Below are 16,750 nucleotides of genomic sequence, written 5' to 3' on the forward strand. Positions count from 1 at the left end.
CGGCGGAACTAGCGCGGCAGGACCGGGTCGGGATCGCTCGGAAGCGCTCGGTGGAGCTGGGTCCGGGAGCTGATGTCGAGCTTGGTGAACACCTTGCGCAGGTGGTACTGGACCGTCCGCGAGCTGATGAACAGCCGGGCGCCGATCTCCGGGTTGGACAGGCCGTCACTGGCCAGCCGCGCCACCTGGAACTCCTGGGCGGTCAGCGCATGGTCCGTCTCGTCGACTCGTTTGCGTACTGTCTGCCCGGTGGCGAGCAACTCGATCCGGGCTCGCTCGGCGAAAGCCGCGGCGCCCATCACCTGCAGCATCTCGTGCGCGGTGCGCAGCTGCTCGCGCGCATCGCCTCGCCGGTTCTCGCGGCGCAACCACTCGCCGTACAGCAGATGGGCACGCGCCAATTGGGTCCTGACCCGCGTCCTGCTCAGCCGCTCGATCGACTCGCGATAGCACTGTTCGGCCGAGTCTCCGTCGCTCAGGAAGGCGCGGACCCGGGCCTCGATGCCCTGCACCCAGTCGCTCGGCGTGGCGCGGGTGCGTTCGGTCAGCCACTCCAGAGTGGTCGTCAGGTCCTGCGTGTTGCCGGTCCTGGCCGCAGCCTCGGCCAGCTCGGGCACGATGTGAGACCCGTAGCCCATCGGTTCGCTCTCGAACGCCCGCCGAGCGGCTGTGTACGCCTCGGCGCTCCGCCCGAAGCCGTTGTCTAGCACCGCACTCGCGTACGCCGCGAGGCTGACCAGTCGATCCGCGCCCTTCGCCGCCGCCTCACGCGAGGTCGCATCGATCAGACTGGAGGCCTCGCGCTCCTGCCCCCGCCACGCCGCGAGCATCATCGCGGTGTCCGCGATCGGCGGGTTCCCGGTGGCCTCCGCGATCAGGTGATCCTCGTCGATCAGGCGCTCGGCCGTGAGCAGATTGCCGGCCAGCAGGTGGGACCGGGCCAGGTAGTTGAGCGCGAACGCCAAGTGCATGAGCGCGCCCGTGCTCCGGGAGTACTGGACCTGGGCGGCTGCCAACGCGTGCCAGGACTCGTAGTCCCAGACCTCCATGGCTATGACTTGGCCGATCCTTCCCCCGGCCAGCCGGAGCCACCGCTCGTACTCACCACGGCCGACGTCGAGGGTCAGCGCCATGTCGAGTGCCCGCGTCAGTTCCGGGGCGGCTGCCGCGTAGCCGTCGGTCACACGCAGCGCGACGGCGTCAAGCAAGACGTCGAGCACTCGCGGCGGCGCGGGTCCAGGCGGTGCGCTCCGGGCAGCCTCTGCCGCTTCTCGCACCTTCGGGCTGCCGAGGTCACTGGCCCAGATCGCTGCCACGAGGGCGTCCAGGTACGCCGCGCGCGCCCGGTCGATGCTCACTGTCTGGATGCGTCTGGCCGCGCTCAGAAGCAGTCGGTGGGCATCGCCGCCACGCCGCTGGTCCAACGCGATCTGACCGCGCAGCAGTTCGACCTCAGCTGTGTGCCGTCCATCAACCGTGCCGGCCTCGACTGCGCGTAGCAGTCCCTGGGCCGCGTCCAGGGCTCCAGCGTCGGACTTGGCCCGCGCAGCCGCGAGCAACCGCTGCATTCGGCCGACCGAGTCGGGCGTCAGCATCGCCGCGCGCTCCAGGAACGCAGCCGCCGCGGCCAGGCCGCCACGGGCCTGCGCCCGGCCCGCCGAGCGCTCCAGTTCGTCGGCTACCGCCGCGTCCGGACTGGTTGCCGCCTGGGCCAGGTGCCAGGCTCGGCGGTCGGGATCGAGCTCCGGATCCGTGACCGCGGCAAGCGTGCGGTGCGCCTCATGCCGCTCCTGGATCGAGGCTGATCGGTACGCCGCCGATCGTACGAGCGGATGCCAGAACCGAACCTGAGCGCCGAAGTCGATCAACTCCGCCTCGACCGCAGGAGCTCCGGCATGGATCGGAATCCCGAGCTGCTCGGCGGCACGCCACAACAGCAACGGGTCGCCGGACGAGTCGGTCGCTGCCAACCGCAGCAGCCGTTGGGTCTGGTCCGGCAACGCCTCGATCTGGCGGCGGAAACTCTCCTCGATCCGGCCCGACAGCCGCCGTACACCCGGCAGTCCGAAGCCACCCGCCAGTTCCGCGGGTGTCAGGCCCCGGGGTAGTTCGAGCAGGGCCAGCGGGTTCCCCCGCGTCTCGGCGAGGATCCCATCCCGGACCCGGTCATCGAGCGGCCCTGCCAGGACCGAGTCCAGCAAGGCCCGCGCGTCGCTCGCCGGCAGCCCCTCGACGGCCAGGCTGGGAAAGGCCGCCAGCTCGTCGCCGGGATCACGGGTGGCGAACACCAGGCCGACCGAATCCGCCGCGAGCCGCCGGGCCGCGAACTCCAACGCCTGCGCCGAGGCGCTGTCCAGCCATTGGTGGTCATCCACCAGGCAGAGCAGCGGCTGGTCCTCGGCAACCTCCGACAGCAAACTCAGGACGGCCAGCCCCACCAGGAACCGGTCCGGCGGCGGTCCGGCGCTCACCCCGAACGCGGTCTGCAGCGCCACTCGCTGGGGCGTGGGCAGTCGAACCAGCCCGCTCAGCATCGGCGCGCACAGCTGATGCAGACCCGCGAAGGCAAGCTCCATCTCCGACTGCACGCCCACCGCGCGGGCCACCTGGCAGCCCGGCGCTTGCGTGGCCAGGCACTCGAGCAGCGCGGTCTTTCCCACGCCCGGCTCACCGCGGACCACGAGTACCCGGCTGTCGCCGGCCCGGATGTCCTCGACCAACTGGGTCAGTACGCGCAGCTCACTCGTCCGGCCCCGCAACGTCGCGGGGTCTCGGTGTCGGTGGGAACTGCCTGGCCCCGTGACCAATTCAGCCGGTGCCTTCCGCTGCGGTTGACGGCATCGAATCACAGTACCGCCGCACTGTCAGGTGGGTCTTCACGCGCTGGCAATCCAGATCCCTACGGCGCATGCTGGGTGGCGGAGGTCGGCAGGCGAGGAGGCAGTGACCGTGGATGTCCGACCTGTCCCGCCGTGGCTGCGCGACCTCGCCGATGCAGTCGCGTCGATACAACCGTCTCCGGCACTCGTGCCGCCTGCCGGCGGTGGCAGACGTTCAGCTGTGCTCGTGTTGTTCGCGGAGGGACCGCACGGACCGGACCTGCTGTTCATCCGGCGAAGCGAGCACTTGCGGCTTCATGCAGGCCAGGCAGCGTTCCCGGGCGGGGTCATCGACGCCACGGATGCCGACCCGGTCGCGGCTGCGCTGCGGGAAACCGCGGAGGAAGTCGGTATCCACCCCACGGACGTCGATGTCGTCGGCACCCTGCCCGAGCTCTTCATCCCACCCACCCGATTCCGGGTGGTTCCAGTCCTTGCCTGGTGGAAACGTCCACACCCGGTGGCCCCGGTTGATCGAGGCGAGGTCGAGGCGGTCGAGCGGATCAGCGTCGAGGAGCTGGCTGATCCGGCCGGCCGGCTGATGCTGCACCGGCCGAATGGAATCATCCTGCCTGCGTTCGCGATCAGGGGCAGGCTGATCTGGGGCATGACCGCCGAGGTCGTCGACCGGCTGCTGGCCCTCGGCGGCTGGGAACGCCCGTGGGACACCCGAGTCGTCGACGACGTCCATCAACGCCGTACAGACGACGAGAGCCCATTCGTCGGCTGACGCACACGGCCTAGCAGTGCCAATCAGCACACCTCTGTCGCGCGGCCGTGGCGCGGACGGCCTCTAGCCCGGCGTTCCACCGGGGAGTTTCACGCGCGCGGTTGGGCGCCGTCCGGGATGAGCGTGGAGCACCAAGACACTTCCGACAAGGAGTCCTCCGCTCCGGCATCAGGCCGCATGACGTCCGGCATGACGAGGTGCGCGGTGTGGGAGCGCATGCCGCAGCCCGGCGCGCCCGCGGTAGATGCGACTTTGCACGGTCCCGAGCTTGAGGCCGAGCGTTGCGGCGATCTCTCGGTAGGACAGACCCTCGATGTCGCGGAGCACGACAGCGATCCGGTACTCGGGGGGCAGGCCCTTCAGCGCCGCGGCCACGTCGTTCGCGATGATGCGGTCCTCGACAATCTGGGCCGGTGGAGGTTCGCGACTCGCCAGCATCTCGTCGTTGTTGTCGGCGAGCTGGTCCCACCTGATCCGATGCTTGCCCCGCAGCCGGTCGATGAACAGGTTCGTGGTGATCACGTGCAGCAGGGCCGGCGTAGGCGCCGAAACGTAGCGAAACACCCGGACGAAGACGTCCTGCGCCAGGTCTTCCGCATCCTGCCTGTTGCCCGTGAGGCGGTACGCACGACGGTAGACCCGCGCGAAGTAGGTCCGCACCCAGGCGTCCCAGTCGTCTCCCGCCTCCGAAGACATCAGTACGTTCATGCAGCACGCCCTTCTGCCGAGGTACTTGGTAGGCCTCCACAGTCACGCCGCGGCCGGCTCGGTCGCGCCTGTGGAACGCCCTGGCCGATCCCCCAGTCGATCCAACCGAGAACGACGAAGTCAGGTGCCGTAGTGGAGGAGTTTGGGGGTGTGGGCCGCGAGGGCGGCGGTGGTGGTTACCAGGAGGAGGGCGCTGGTGAAGGTGGTGGGAGCTACGCCGTAGTGGTCGGCGAGGGTGCCTAGGGCAAGGGATGAGAGGGGCATGATGCCGATGGCCAGTTCCTGGACGCCGAGGGCGCGGCCGTGGAGGTGGGGTTCGGTGGTCATCAGGAGCAGGGTGGTCTGCAGTACGCCGAATGCCGCGCTCATCACGCCGATCCCGCCCATCAGGACGAACGACGTCGCCGGGTTCCTCGACAGCGCGAACAGGGACCAGAGCGCGCCCCAGCACGCCGTGCCGACGAGGAACATCGCTCCCTTCCAGCGGAAGTCGCCCAGCCCCGCGATAACGATCGACCCGAGCAGCCCGCCGACTCCCCCGCACGTCAGCAACCAGCCGAGCCCAGCGGCGTCGAGCCCGAGCGACTCCTGCGCGAAGACCGGCATGAACGCTTGGTAGATCGGCCACAGGAAGATGTTCGCCGCCAGCGTGACCAGCAGGACCGATCTGGCGAGGCGGCTCCGGACGATCTCGCGTAACCCACCGACGACCATCCGGACGGCCGACTCGGCATGCGCATGACTCACGTGCCCGAGACCGCGCAAGGGCATCAGCGTGACGAGAGAGACGCCGTACCACACGGTGGAGATCCACAGTGCCGCCGGTGCCCCGAGCCCGCTGATCATCAGGCCGCCGACCGCCGGGCCGATGACCTGGGTCATGTTCATCGCCAGCGAGTTCAGGGCGTTGGCGTTGCTGAGGTTCTGCCGTCCGACCAGGTCGAGAACCAACGAGGCGCGAGCCGGTTGCGACGGCGACTGCGCAAGACCGACCGCCAGTCCACCGACCAGCAGGATCCAGTACGGCGCTTTGTCCAGCGACGTCAGCGCAGCGACCACGCCGGCCGAGACGAGCGCCCACGAGCACGCGATGAGCAGCAGGCGCACCCGGTTGTGGCGATCGGCAACCGCACCGGCGAACGGCCCCAGCAGCAAGGGCGCGAGTCGTACCGCGGCGAACACCGCCACCAGCAGATCGGACCGAGTGGTCTCGTACGCAAGCCAGCCGAGCACCAGCGTCTGGGTCCACACGCCGCCGAAGAAGAACAGGTTCGAGAGCCACAGCAGCCGGAACGGCCGGTTGTCGCGCAAGGATCCCAGCGCCTGCACGACAGGCGCGCGATTGGTCGTGAGCAATGTGGTTCAGCCGACGAGATCGCCGTCGCGGACGACGATCCGGCCGCCGGCCACCACCAACTCACGCCGCGGCGCCCGGACCAACGCGTCGGGCGCGTTCTGCGCATCGATCAGTACGACGTCCGCCCGCGCACCGGGCACCAACACGTCTCCATCGTGGTGGACGAACCTCGCGCCTCCGGTGGTTGCGAGCTGGACGGCGTACTCGAGTTCCTCATCCGTGCGCAGACCGTGCAGCCGAGCGAACCCGAGGGCGACCCGCAACAGATCACCATCGCCGTACGGCGACCACAGGTCACGGATGCCGTCCGTACCAAGACCAATCGCGACGCCCGCCTCCCGCATGGCACACCACGGAAGCGGCGCGGACCGGACGGGCGCGACCGTCGTCCACGAGATGCCGGCCTCGCCGAGCTGTTCGACCAGCTGATCCTGACGGGCCGGTGACAGCTCGCCCAGAGCGAATCCGTGCGACACGTTCACCTTGCCGACCAGCCCGGTGGCGCGGGTCCGTTCGATGATCAGCTCGTACTGGAAGGCACCGAGCTCACCGCCGTCGTGCAGGTGGATGTCGATCCCGACACCGCGCCGCTCGGCGACGGCGAACAAGGCGTCCAATTGACCGACCGGATCGCGGTCGATGGACGCGGGGTCGAGACCGCCGATGCTGGTGGCGCCCTCGGAAGCCGCCCGGTCGAGGAGGTCGATGACGCCGGGTCGCCGGAGTACGCCGTCCTGCGGGAAGGCCACGATCTCCACCGCGACGGCGTGGTCGAGGGCCGCAGCGGCTTCGCGAACGCGCTCGATGCCCCGAAGGCCGACCCCTAGGTCGACGTCGACGTGGGTGCGGGTCGCCGTCGTGCCGTGCCTCAGGAACTCCCGCAGCACCGCGGTGGCGCCGGCGGTGCTCGGGATGCCGTACTTCGCCCGCTCCGCCCGTTCATGCGCGATCCGGCCCTGAGTCGTGGGCTCGCCGCCGTACGAGACCCAGGGCTGACCCCACCAACTCTTGTCCACATGCGCGTGGGCGTTGACGAAGCCGGGCAGCGCGAGCAGACCGCGACCGTCGACGCGCTCCACCTGGGGACCTTCACTGCCGGTCGGCACCATCCCCGTGATCACCCCGTCGGCGATGTGCAGATCGACCGGATCGCCACCCCACGGGCGGACGTTGGCAAGCAGCAGCGTGGTCATGCCGAAATGGTATACCAAACCTGAAGGTGTGCGAGCCTATGTCTTGTCGGCGTGCAGCAGACGGCTTCGCCGGAGGTCATGCGAGGTGGCCACGTGCTCCCTGACCAGCCGCTCGACCTCGTCCACGTCACGGTTGGCGATGGCGTCGTACAGACCCCGGTGCTGCTCCGCGACCGCGGCGAGGTCGTCGTGCTGGGTCAGCAGCCAGCGCATCCGGCTTCGCAGCGGGCGCTCGATCTCGACCAGCAGGTCGTTCGAGGCCAACTCGGTCACGATCTCGTGGAAGTCGGCCGCGGCACGCCGGGCCCGCACCGAATCGTTCGCCCGCGCCGCCTCCACTTGCTGATCCACCGCACGCTTGAGCCGATCCAGACCCGCACGAGTCCGCCGCTCGGCGGCCAACCGGAAGGCCAGCGGCTCGAACGCGGCCCGCACCTCGCTCAGATCGGCGATGTCGGAATCGGTGAATTCCCGGACCACCGCCCACGACCGCGGCCGCAGCGTGACGAGCCCCTCGGTGACGAGCGTCTTGAGTGCCTCCCGCACCGGCACCCGGCTGACGCCCAGGCTGTCGGCCAAGTCGCGCTCGACCAATCGTTCGCCTGGGCCACGCTCCCCATCGAGGATCTCGTCACGCAACCGCTGCGTGACCCGGTCCGCCTCGGACTCGAAGCCACCGCTCTGCCCCATGCCGCTTCCCGTCTCGCCGGCTCATTGGTATACCGATTCCAGTATGCCGGACGACGCCGGCGTACTACTGGCCGTAGGCTTTCGCGGTCCAGCCTAGGGAACCGAGCGAGCCGCCCTTGATGTCGGTGCCGACACCGTCGGTCTTCAGGGCATCGAAGTGCACCGAGGCCCGCCCGTCGGCGGTGATTCCGAGCAGCGGCCTGCCCTTGGGGTGTGCGTCGCAGTAGCCGGTGCTGAGGCTGGTGAAGGATCCCCAACCGCTGCTCCGCAGTACCTTCGAGCTGATCGTCGTCGGGGTGGCCCGGTTGATCCGCCACTCCTTGAGCTCACCGTTGGTCTTCGTGCCGATCAGCACGTCGACCGCCGCGGCACCGGTCCCGCCGCTGCGCTCGTAGGTCAGCGTGTTGACCGAGTCCCAGCCCTTGCCGGCCAGCTTCACCGGCGCCGAAAGCGTCAGCACGCCGTCCACGTAGCTCTCAGTGGATCGGTAGAGCGAGGTGCCCGCCACGTGATAGAGGTACGGCGACGCCGACGCGAGGATCCGGGTCCCGGCGTACCCAACCCCGATGTGGCTGGCACTCATCGCCATGATTCGCCACGATCCGTCGATCAGGTGGCCCTCTCGCGTCACCTTGAACAGCCGGTCCGAGCCCGCGCGAGCGGCGTACTCAGTGCTGCGGAAGGTGGTGTCGTCGCCACTGCCGCCGAGCTGCTGATGCGCCGTCGGCACCCAGCCCAGGTTGTCGTTGGCGTACTCCCGGGTGCTGGTCGTCCCGCCGGAGTACACGTAGGTCAGCCGCTGCCCATCGGCGCGGTACGCCGCCGTGGAAACACTGCAGTCCGCCGGTACGTCGCCGAGCGCCGCAGCCGTCGGCCGAGCCGCCACGACGATCCCGGCCGCGGAGACAGCCAACGCCGCAGCCGCAACCGCAGCCACCATGGATTTACGCATCAGAAAGGTTCCTCCAATAGAGTTCGAATTCGCGAAGCCGTCGAGTGGCGTCTACGTCCAAGCTGCCCCTGACCAGGGACCCGGGCGGTGATCCGCCGCCGCCGGCGAGTGAGCCGACCAGCACGCCGATGATCAGGAGCGGGAGCAACTGGATCCGCACCAACATCGCCCACGGCGCCGAGAAGCCCAGCCGGCCGCCGTCCTTCAGCCGGACGACCTGCGTACCGGCCACGACACCGCCCAAGGCCCGGCCGTTGCCGAAGAACAAGCCGTACCCAAGCGGAGCTCCGACCAGGAGACCGAGCAGGGCGAGCGTCAACGCCCCGTTGGTGAGGTCCACCTGGACGTCGACCAACGCGAGGGCAACGAACCCCACCCCGACGCCCAGGACGATCATCCCGAGGTCCACCAGCCAGGCCAGCGCCTGCGGCCACTGGCCCGCGCGCACATACCGCTCCCCGTTCCCGAACGGCTCGACTCGCTTGGCGACCTGCTCCCCCAGCACGGTCACCAGATCCACATGACGATTCACGACGGCGACCGTACCGATCCACAAGGCCGGGCAACCCGCCTTCCAGGGAGTCGGCAGGCTCACCGGGAGTACGGGCCGAGTACGGGCAGACCGACGTCGCCCCGCGACCCGTAGCATCGTTGCCGGGGGCACCGGGTCGAGGGAGTGATCGAACACATGCGGTGGTTGCCCACTGTCGTGGTGCTGGCATTGGCTGTGCTGCCCGTCACGGCGTGCTCGGGAGGCAAGGTCGCGAAGTGCGAGGAGGCCTTCACCGCGGCTGCGCTGTCGGTACCCGGCGTGGCCTCCTCCGAATGGGACTGCAACTTCAGTTTCGGCGGCGGCTGGCAGCGTGGTCAGGTCGTGGTCGAGGCGGCCACCAAGGACGAGCGCCGGCACTACGGCATCACACCCCGCTGAGCTACTCGGAGTAACGTAGGATGCTCTCCGTGACCGGGAGGCCGCGGGATCCAGTCGGCTCCTGGCGTGCCCGGAAGCCGGATCCCGCCTTCGGTGAGTTGCTGCGGGCGCTCCGCCAGGACGGCGGGATGACACAACGGCAGCTCGCCGAGCAGGCCGGACTCAGTGCGGGCGCCATTCGCGACCTGGAACAGGGCCGGACCCGAAGCCCGAAGCGAGAGTCGATCGAGGCCATCGCGACCGCGCTCGCGCTCAATCGACGCGATGCCGTGCAGCTGCATGCCGCGGCAGTGGCGACCCGATCCGTCACCGGTGCGACCTCGGACGGCGGAGGGCCCGTGCGCGTCGCTGTCCTCGGGCCTCTCCAGGTCTGGCACGGAGATGTCCCGGTGACCGTCACCTCCGGTCCGCAGCGCACTTTGCTGGCTCGGCTCGCGCTCGCCGCGGGTACGACGGTCAGTCAGGACGAGCTCATCGACGTCCTCTGGCCACGCGCCGTACCAGGGAACGCGGCGAACCTGCTGCACACCCGGATCGCAAGGTTGCGAAGGCTGCTGCATGCCGACGGGCAGACCCACTCCGCGGTCGACGGCGGCACTACCGGCTACCGGCTGACGCTGAGCGAACTCGACCTGCTGACCTTTCGCGACCTCACCACCCAAGCAGCGCGCGCCGAGCCGGACGAGGCGTTCGCCAAGCTGTCCGACGCCGTGGCGCTGTGGCGTGGCGAGACCGACGTGGAGTCGGTGGCGACCAGCCCCGTCTATGTTGCCGTCATCAACGAATGCACGGCCGCTGCCAGGACTCTCGCGACCCTGGCGCGTGATCTCGGCGATCCGGAACGGGCCCTGGAGCCACTGCGAACCCTCGCCGCGCACCACCAGCTCGACGAGCCGCTGCACGTCGAGCTGATCAAGACTTTGGCGGCGGCGGACCGGCAGGCCGAGGCCCTGGCGGCCTACGACCGGATCAGGTCCGCGCTCGCCGAACAACTCGGCATCGACCCGGGCGAGCGGCTCCGGGCCGTCCATCTCGACGTACTCCGGCAGCAGAACGGGACTCCGGCCCAGCCGACGCCGCGATCGGTCATCCAACAGGCCCCGTCCGCACCACCAGACTTCGTCGGCCGCGCACCCGAGCTCGCGACGATCCGTACGGCGCTCAGCGGAGCCGCGGCGCTGTCCTCCCGAGTTGTCCTGATCAACGGAATCGCCGGGGTCGGCAAGACCGCCTTGGCCCTGACCGCCGCCCACAGCCTCCGTGCGGAGTATCCGGACGGGCAGCTGTACGCCGACCTGGGCGGCAGCGACACGACGACGCCAGCCCCGGTCCAAGTGCTCGGCCGGTTCCTGCGCGCCCTCGGCGTACCCGGCCGACAGATCGGCACCGACGAAGCCGAAGCCTCCGCAATGCTCCGCAGCGAGCTCGCCGACCGCCGGATGCTGGTGCTGCTCGACAACGCGCAGGGCGCGGCCCAAGTTCGGCCGCTGCTGCCGGGAGCCGGCAGCAGCGACGTGATCGTGACCAGCCGCCGCCGACTGCCTGACCTCACCGCGGCAGGCGTGGTGAACCTCGAGCCACTCCCCCAGCACGACGCCATCCGGCTGATCACCTCCATCGCAACAACCCATCGGATCGATGCGGACCCCGACGGGGTGACCGCGCTAGCGGAAGCCTGCGGCCGACTGCCGCTCGCGCTCCGCATCGCAGGCTCCCGGCTCGCCACCCGGCGAGGGTGGACCGTCGCCGACCTGGCCCGCCGCCTGGACGACGACAACCGGCGGCTGACCGAGCTCAGCCTCGGCGAAGCCAGCGTGCTCAACAGCTTCCAACTCAGCTACGCCGACCTGAGTTTCGAGGCCCAGCGCGCCTTCCGGCTGTGCAGCCTGCACCCGGGCGACGATTTCAGCGCCGACAGCACCGGCATCCTCCTCGCGATGCCGGCCGCCGCGGCGGAACGAATCCTCGAGGATCTCCTCGAAGCAAACATGCTGCTGCAGCAGGCGAAGAACCGCTACCGCTTCCACGACCTGCTCGGCCTCTACTCGCGGCGCCTCCTCGCCGAGGACCCCGAGGTGGAGGCCGCACGGACTCGACTGCATTCCTGGTACGGCGAAGCCGTGAGCGCCGCGGTGGACTGGGTCTCTCCCCACCTCGTGCGGCTCGACACCCATCCCGAACCGGCCGGCTTCTTCAGCTCGGAGTCCGCCGCCCTCGAATGGCTCGACGACGAGCTCCCCGCCTTGCTGGCGGTCGTGACCGATCCGGCGTACCCGAACGACCAGGGGTTGTCGTGGCGGATCGCCGACCAGCTCCGGGGGTACTTCCTGATTCGCCGGGATGCCGACGGCTGGCTAACCGCTGCGCAAGCGGGATTGGCCGCCGCGATCACCGCTGGTGACCGCACCGCGCAAGCCGCGATGCTGATCAACCGCGGCCAGGCGTACGGCGCGATCGGACGCGAGGAGGACGCACTGCCCGACTGCCTCGCGGGTCACGCCCTCGCGGTGGCGGTCGGCTGGACGACAGGCGCCGCGTACCTGGCGCACCAGGTCGCATGGCTTCAGCAAGAGCGGGGCAAGCTCGTCGAGGCCGAACACTGGATGCACCGTGCCCTGGCGCTGTCCGAGGACGAGGCGAACGGCCACGTGCGCGCCATCGCCCTCAACGGTCTCGGGATGACGCGCCTCTACCAGGGGCAGTTGCAGGAGTCCGCAGACCTGTTCACTGCCGCGCTCCGGATCAGCGAGTCCGGCCGCGAGATGTCGGCGCTCACCATCCGCGGCAACCTGGCGAGCGCGCTGCGGCAGTTGGGTGCGACCGAGCGTGCGGCCGAGCTGCTCAACGACGTACTGAATGCTTACGAGCATCGCTCGTACCTCCGCGGCGAGCTGTCCACGCTCGACGAGTTGGCGAGGTACTACGCCCAGTGTGGAGACGGGCCCGCGGCTCTGCAGGCGGCACTGCGAGCACACCACCTCGCGATCGTCGTCCGCGACCGAAAGGCGCAGGCGCAGACCGCCTCGGCCGTGGCGCAGGCCTACCTCACGCTCGGCGACGTACCGACCGCCACCGAGTGGATCGAGGACTGCCTCACGATCGCGCGCGGCGTGTACCCGTACCTCGAAGCCGAGGCACTGATCGCACTCGCCACCGCACGGAGCGCCGCCGGCGACACCACCTCCGCCCACCAGGCCGCTGAGCAGGCCAGGTCGATCGCCACCTCCTGCGGCTTCCGCCTACTCGAGGAACAGGCGGCGACACCGCCGCGCCGGTGACCGTCAGGTCAGCGGATGCCGTAGTCGTGGATCTTGCGGTAGATGGTGGCTCGGGACATGCCCAATGAGCGGGCGGCCTCGCGCCGGTTGCCGTTGTTGTCGAGCAGGCTGCGGATGATCGCGTCCCGCTCGAGCGCCTCCAGTTGGCTGAGGCTGCGGCGGCTGGTCGCCTGCAGGTCGGCCGGGAGGTCGGCCGGCACGATGACGCCGGTACGGCGCCGGTGCTGGACGACCTGCTTCAGGACCTGATGCAGCTCAGCGGTGTTCCCCGGCCAGGCCGATCGCAGCAACTGATGCATCGCGTCCGGCGAACAGCTCAGGTCCCCGTGGCTCAGTTGGCTCAGGAAGAACGGAACCAACTGCCGAACGTCACCGATGTGGTGCCGCAGCGGCGGGACGTCGACGGTGATCGGGAACAACGTCAGCAATTCGCCCAGATCCGCCTCGTTGGAACCTCCGGTCGTCACCGTCAGCGCAACCCATGGCGGCGCCGACAGTCGCCGCTCGACTCCGCTCTGCAGCGCGGCCGCCAGTTCGTCGCGCTGGGCCGGGCCGAGCCGTTCGGCGTGCCGGATCACCAACGCCTGGGCGGTGTCGTCGGCCAGCTCGGCCTCGACGTCGTCCGCGAAGTGATCCGATGCCTCGGCGGCATCGGCCAGCTGGAACAGTCCGGCCGGGCTGTTCTGCTGGTGGGCCGCTCGGGCCAGCGCCACCTTCCCTGCTCCTGCCTCGCCGCTGAGCACGACCCAGTGCCCAGCACGATAAGCGTTGTCCACGGCCCGGCTGGTCGCGAGCCAGGGCGCGCTCCGGCCGACGATGCCCGGCAGCTCGGGGCGTGGTGGCGGCCGGTGTGCCCGGACACTCGCCGTACCGCGGTCGGAGGTCTGCTCGGTCAGCTGGATGACGACACCCGATTCGCGTCCGCCCTCGGGCACCCGCCGGCAGGTGATGCGCACTCGCCGCCCACTCGGCAGCTCGACCGACGGCGCGTTGACGACGGCCTGGGACAGCCGGTCGGCGGCGTGGGCGAGGACCGCCGCTTGATCGCTGCCGTCGAGCTTCTGCTGTGCGCTGGCGTTCATCAGCAGCAGATCGTCGTTGACCGCGAGCACCATGTCACTGGACCGGCGTCCGGCCAGCAGGTACTCCTGCAGCAGCTCCTGCTCCCGGGCCGAGCTGTCCCTCAGCAGGGCCGCACGAATCTGGTCCGCAGTGGTCTTGGCCAGGGTGATCAGCAGCGACCCGGCGTCCTTGCGCCAGCAGGTGAGGTCGATCGCGCCGACGATCTTGCCGCTGATCGGGTGCTTGATGGGTACGCCGGCACACGCGAGATCCTCGAGATCCTCGGCGTAGTGCTCGTGCCCGAACACGTGCATGGGGCCGCCGCGCTCGAGCGCCGTACCGATGCCGTTGGTCCCGGCGAACTGCTCGGAGTAGCTGAACCCCGGCGCGAGGTGGACCCGGTCCAGGTGCCTGCTCAGCTGGGCGTCGGCGGTGAGCCGGCGCAGCACCAGCCCGTTGCGCTCGGTGAGGATGACGCTGATCGGCTGGCCGGCGAGATGCTCGTAGAGCCGGTGCAGGACCGGGGTCGCGCTGCGGGCCAAGGGCAGGTCGAGGTCGGGATCGGTGACGTACGGCAGGTCGATCCGGTCGGCGGGCAGGTTCCACCGTTGGGAACGCACCCAGGAGGCCAGGATCGGACGCCGTACGTCGCTGGCCGGAAACGCGTCGTACGTCAGAAACTTCAGCCGGGCCTGGGCAAGCCGGCTGTCGCCTGACTCAGGTACCACTTCGTCCACGAGGCCTCCCGGGAGATGGCATCGCCACCTAGAGCCTACTGGCTGGCGGCGATCCGGCTGTCTCATATTGAGACAGCCAGATCGGCCGCAATGGCGTCTCATGCGAAGTGCGGAGGTGGTGCCGGATGGACGACGACATTCCGGCCGTGGAGACGTACAACCCGTGGACGGTCGTGAACACGGTCTTCCACCAGCTCGTCGATGCCGGCCTGCATCCGGTGCTGGGGACCGGCGACCCGGGCGAGGCGGCGGCCGCGCTGCTGGTCGCGCTCGGCATCCGGCCGTCCATCCAGGGTGACGCCCGGACCTCGGACGACACCCGGGCAGAGCTCGCCGAGCTCCGGAGGGCAGCCTTCGGCGACTCCTGACGGCGCGGGTCTCAATTTGAGACCTCCCGGCGAGCTCGGCGGCGATGTACTGCAACCACGAGCAAAGACGTGGGCTCGCCCTCGAGAGCCCACGCCCGCGGCCTCATGGCCGCGTCCGGCAGCGACGTGCCGGAGCGGCGGGTGGGGCCAGGCCGGCGGCTATAGCCAACGGGAGGAGAGCCATGAGTCGCCAGAGTGTGGCCAAGGCCCACCAGAAGATCCAGGAACTGTCCTGGGAGCCCGCGTACCACGAGCCCGTCTCCCAGTACGGGACGGACTACACGTTCCAGAAGGCTCAGAAGAAGGACCCGCTGAAGCAGGTTCTGCGGTCGTACTTCCCGATGCAGGAGGAGAAGGATCACCGGGTGTACGGCGCCTCGGACGGAGCGATCCGGGGCAACATGTTCCGCCAGGTGCAGGAACGCTGGCTGGAGTGGCAGAAGTTGTTCCTGAGCATCATCCCGCTGCCGGAGATCTCGGCGGCCCGGGCGATGCCACTGCTGTTCCGGACGGTGCCGAACCCCGAGTTGCACAACGGCCAGGCGATCCAGATGATCGACGAGGTCAGGCACTCGACGATCCAGCAGAACCTCAAGCGCCTGTACATGAACAACTACATCGACCCAGCAGGCTTCAACTCGAGCCTGCGCAACTTCCAGAACGACTACTGCGGGACCATCGGCCGGCAGTTCGCGGAAGGCTTCATCACCGGTGACGCGATCACGGCGGCGAGCATCTACCTGACCATCGTGGCCGAGACCGCCTTCACCAACACGCTGTTCGTCGCGATGCCCGCCGAGGCGGCCGCGAACGGCGACTACCTGCTGCCGACCGTGTTCCACTCGGTGCAGTCCGACGAGTCGCGGCACATCAGCAACGGGTACGCCACGCTCCTGATGGCGCTCGCCGACGAGGGCAACCACCAGCTGCTGGCCCGCGACCTGCGGTACGCCTGGTGGAACAACCACCGCGTCGTCGACGCGGCGATCGGCACGTTCATCGAGTACGGCACCAAGGACCGCCGCAAGGACCGCGAGAGCTACGCGGAGATGTGGCGCCGCTGGATCTACGACGACTACTACCGCAGCTACCTGGTGCCGCTGGAGAAGTACGGACTCGAGATCCCGCACGACCTGATCGAGGAGGCCTGGAACCAGATCTGGAACAAGGGGTACGTGCACGAGGTGGCGCAGTTCTTCGCCACCGGCTGGCTGGCGAACTACTGGCGGATCGACCCGATGACCGACAAGGACTTCGAGTGGTTCGAGTACAAGTACCCCGGCTGGTACGACAAGTACGGCAAGTGGTGGGAGAACTACAGCCGGCTCTCGACGCCGAACGGGCACAACCCGATCGTGTTCGAGGACGTGGACTACGAGTACCCGCACCGCTGCTGGACCTGCATGGTGCCGTGCCTGGTCCGCGAGGACATGGTGATGGCGAAGGTCGACGGCCAGTGGCGGACCTACTGCCACGAGATGTGCAAGTGGACCGACGAGACGGCGTTCCGGCCGACGTACCAGGGCCGGCAGACGCCGAACATGGGCCAGCTGATCGGCCACCGCGAGTGGGAGACGCTGTACCACGGCTGGAACTGGGCCGACGTGGTCACCGACATGGGCTTCGTCCGTGACGACGGCAAGACGATGACCGCGCAACCGCACCTTGACCTGAACCCGGACAAGATGTGGACGCTCGACCACCTGCGGCGCTGCCCGCCCCTGCAGAGCCCGAACGTGCTGCTGAACGAGATGACCGACGACGAGCGGACGGCGTTCGCGGCCCGCTACGTCCGCGGCGGGCCTGCCGGAAGAGCTCCGGTCGACGCCTGACCGGCGTACCGCCACGCGGGAGGGCAGCTGAGC

General features: G+C 69.3%; 13 protein-coding genes. 5 read left to right on the forward strand and 8 right to left on the reverse strand.

All coding sequences use genetic code 11. From position 1 onward, the window contains the following. Positions 1-8 precede the first annotated feature (8 nt). Positions 9-2,759: an ATP-binding protein gene (locus ACIBL3_RS22545; protein ID WP_396355476.1), complete on the reverse strand. Its 2,751-nt coding sequence runs from the start codon at positions 2,757-2,759 to the stop codon at positions 9-11. 190 nt (positions 2,760-2,949) lie between these two features. On the opposite strand from ACIBL3_RS22545, the gene ACIBL3_RS22550 reads away from it, so the two are divergent. Beyond that, entirely contained in the window at positions 2,950-3,609 is a 660-nt protein-coding gene (locus tag ACIBL3_RS22550) for an NUDIX hydrolase (RefSeq protein WP_396355477.1), read from the forward strand. Positions 3,610-3,777: 168 nt separating this feature from the next. Here ACIBL3_RS22550 and ACIBL3_RS22555 read toward each other — a convergent pair whose 3' ends face one another. From ACIBL3_RS22555 to ACIBL3_RS22580, 6 genes are all read right to left on the reverse strand, one after another. Further along, on the reverse strand, positions 3,778-4,317 hold the full coding sequence (locus tag ACIBL3_RS22555) for a sigma-70 family RNA polymerase sigma factor (RefSeq protein ID WP_396355478.1): 540 nt from the start codon (positions 4,315-4,317) through the stop codon (positions 3,778-3,780). A gap of 120 nt (positions 4,318-4,437) precedes the next feature. Further along, positions 4,438-5,673, reverse strand: a complete 1,236-nt coding sequence (locus ACIBL3_RS22560) for an MFS transporter (RefSeq protein WP_396355479.1) — start codon at positions 5,671-5,673, stop codon at positions 4,438-4,440. 6 nt (positions 5,674-5,679) lie between these two features. Next, a complete protein-coding gene (locus ACIBL3_RS22565; RefSeq protein WP_396355480.1) occupies positions 5,680-6,867 on the reverse strand; it encodes an amidohydrolase in 1,188 nt (395 codons plus the stop codon). Between the two features lie 36 nt (positions 6,868-6,903). Next, positions 6,904-7,557, reverse strand: a complete 654-nt coding sequence (locus ACIBL3_RS22570; protein WP_396355481.1) for a GntR family transcriptional regulator — start codon at positions 7,555-7,557, stop codon at positions 6,904-6,906. 64 nt (positions 7,558-7,621) lie between these two features. Next, complete coding sequence (locus ACIBL3_RS22575; protein ID WP_396355482.1) at positions 7,622-8,509, reverse strand: tachylectin-related carbohydrate-binding protein; 888 nt, start codon at positions 8,507-8,509, stop codon at positions 7,622-7,624. After that, positions 8,502-9,041, reverse strand: coding sequence for a hypothetical protein (locus ACIBL3_RS22580; protein WP_396355483.1), 540 nt, complete (start codon positions 9,039-9,041; stop codon positions 8,502-8,504). The genes ACIBL3_RS22575 and ACIBL3_RS22580 overlap by 8 nt, the downstream gene beginning before the upstream one ends. A gap of 156 nt (positions 9,042-9,197) precedes the next feature. Here ACIBL3_RS22580 and ACIBL3_RS22585 point away from each other — a divergent pair, with 156 nt between their 5' ends. Next, positions 9,198-9,440, forward strand: a complete 243-nt coding sequence (locus ACIBL3_RS22585; RefSeq protein ID WP_396355484.1) for a hypothetical protein — start codon at positions 9,198-9,200, stop codon at positions 9,438-9,440. Positions 9,441-9,469: 29 nt separating this feature from the next. Continuing rightward, positions 9,470-12,718 (forward strand): BTAD domain-containing putative transcriptional regulator, encoded by a 3,249-nt coding sequence (locus ACIBL3_RS22590; RefSeq protein WP_396355485.1) that lies wholly within the window; start codon positions 9,470-9,472, stop codon positions 12,716-12,718. An 8-nt stretch (positions 12,719-12,726) separates the two neighbouring features. Here ACIBL3_RS22590 and ACIBL3_RS22595 read toward each other — a convergent pair whose 3' ends face one another. Then, a complete protein-coding gene (locus ACIBL3_RS22595) occupies positions 12,727-14,517 on the reverse strand; it encodes a sigma-54-dependent Fis family transcriptional regulator (protein ID WP_396355486.1) in 1,791 nt (596 codons plus the stop codon). A gap of 125 nt (positions 14,518-14,642) precedes the next feature. On the opposite strand from ACIBL3_RS22595, the gene ACIBL3_RS22600 reads away from it, so the two are divergent. Together ACIBL3_RS22600 and ACIBL3_RS22605 are read left to right on the forward strand one after the other, a co-directional pair. Continuing rightward, entirely contained in the window at positions 14,643-14,885 is a 243-nt protein-coding gene (locus ACIBL3_RS22600) for a hypothetical protein (RefSeq protein ID WP_396355487.1), read from the forward strand. A 182-nt stretch (positions 14,886-15,067) separates the two neighbouring features. Then, positions 15,068-16,717 (forward strand): hypothetical protein, encoded by a 1,650-nt coding sequence (locus tag ACIBL3_RS22605; RefSeq protein ID WP_396355488.1) that lies wholly within the window; start codon positions 15,068-15,070, stop codon positions 16,715-16,717. The last annotated feature ends 33 nt before the right edge of the window (positions 16,718-16,750 follow it).

The organism is Kribbella sp. NPDC050124, from assembly GCF_044460355.1.
GTDB lineage: Bacteria > Actinomycetota > Actinomycetes > Propionibacteriales > Kribbellaceae > Kribbella.